Consider the following 1,654-nt stretch of genomic DNA (forward strand, 5'->3'; position numbering starts at 1 on the left):
GCTGTGCGCTGGGTTAATGCTGTTTCGCCACTTATCATAAGCGGGTGATTCAGCGATAATACCGCCCTGCTTGGCAATGTTTTCACAGAACGCTTTGCCCTTACCGACACTTTGGCTTTGGAGTAGTTCTTCACTCTGCTCTTGCACACTAAAGTGATCTTTAAGTGAGCGCAGTTTCCACAGCTCTTTGCCTATTGCGCCTAAACCCAATGAAGCAATGGCAGCAATAAAGCCAGTCCAACCTAACGCAAGCCAGTCAGCCGTTTGAATCGCGGTAATCACCGAATCAATTGCCTGCCATCCAACTAGACCAGAGAAAGCGACCAATAAACCCGTTCCAAACCACTTCTTCTTTTTACTCGGTCGAATCACTTGTTCCAGTTGCTGCTCTGCGTCACCATCAAGGTCGGTTTCCACTTGTGGTGCAACGGGCACAAACTTCTCTTGTTCCGTGAATAGCTTTTGAGCACCCAAATCTGGGGTAACTTCATTCTTATCCGGCTCATCGAACGAGGTCTTCAACGGTTCATCAAAGACCTGTTTCGTTTTTAATTCACTCATTTCAATTGCCTCAATTACTTCAACTTGTCGCCAATGAGATACTCTAAAACCTTGTCGATTCTTAGATGCTGACAAGGCTCGTCAGAGTGCTGCTCCATCGGCCTAAAGCTCGTAAAATCAAACTGGTTGGTTTCCCAATACTGTTTGTTTGGCAGTTTACGCGGCACCTCTCCCGGATACATGGTTTGAGGGATATTATCTAAAGTCACACCTTGCAACGCCGGAACATTGTCTGAGCCTGACGAGATATAACCCGCGCTGGTCGCTTGAATAGACGCAATGCTCATGCAACTCATGTCGATGTGTTCAAACGCCGCCTGTTGCCAAGCAGGGTGTACCATCTGCTGTAACAGCGATACCAAGTTCGGATGTTGATCCGGTGTCACATGGTCAGCCTTAGTGGCAGCAAACAAGATCTTGTCAATCTTCGGCGCAAACAAGCGTCTTAGCATATTGCTTCGCCCGTACTTAAAGCTCTTCAATAACTGTTCTAACGCACCACGCATGTCCATGAAAGAGTCATAGCCTGCGTTAAGTGGTTGTAAGCAATCCACCAGCACGATTTGTCTGTCGAACGTGGCAAAGTGATTCTTATAGAACGCCTTTACGACTTTCTGTTGATACTCTTCATAACGCGCTTTTAAAACCGCATAGTTGCTGGTTTTTGAGAACTTACCCTCGGGAGCAGCGCACGGAAAAAATTGCAGCACAGGCGCGCCTTCAAGCTCACCCGGCAATACGAATCGACCCGGTTGTACCCAGTGCAATCCGTTATCCTTACAAGTATGAAGGTACTGAGTATAGCTATCGGCAATCGCGACCAGTTTCTTTTCTTCTGCTTCGGCTAGCAAGTCAATGTCGCCACGTATTGTGTTCCACTGTTGCGAATAGGTTTCTCTATCGCCTTTCAACGCGGCAAATTGAGATTGACTCCAAGTATCAAAATCCATGTCCAACAAAGGTAAATCAAGCAGCCATTCGCCCGGATAATCAACAATATCGAGATAAAGGGTGCTGTTTTTGCTCAGCAGCTTCTTTGCGCCTTTAGCTGGCTTATATTTGATTGCTAGACGAATCTCACTAACATCTCGCG

The 1,654-nt window shown here is 46.8% G+C and carries 1 protein-coding gene and 1 pseudogene; both read right to left on the reverse strand.

What is annotated here, in order from left to right; genetic code table 11:
- Positions 1 to 561, reverse strand: a pseudogene (locus AB4496_RS22135) (TIGR01620 family protein); the annotation flags it as partial.
- A 14-nt stretch (positions 562 to 575) separates the two neighbouring features.
- A partial coding sequence (locus AB4496_RS22140; RefSeq protein WP_372131978.1) for a YcjX family protein occupies positions 576 to 1,654 on the reverse strand: 1,079 nt, incomplete at its 5' end.

This window comes from Vibrio sp. 10N.222.46.A1 (assembly GCF_041473595.1).
Classification (GTDB): Bacteria; Pseudomonadota; Gammaproteobacteria; order Enterobacterales; family Vibrionaceae; genus Vibrio; species Vibrio tasmaniensis_A.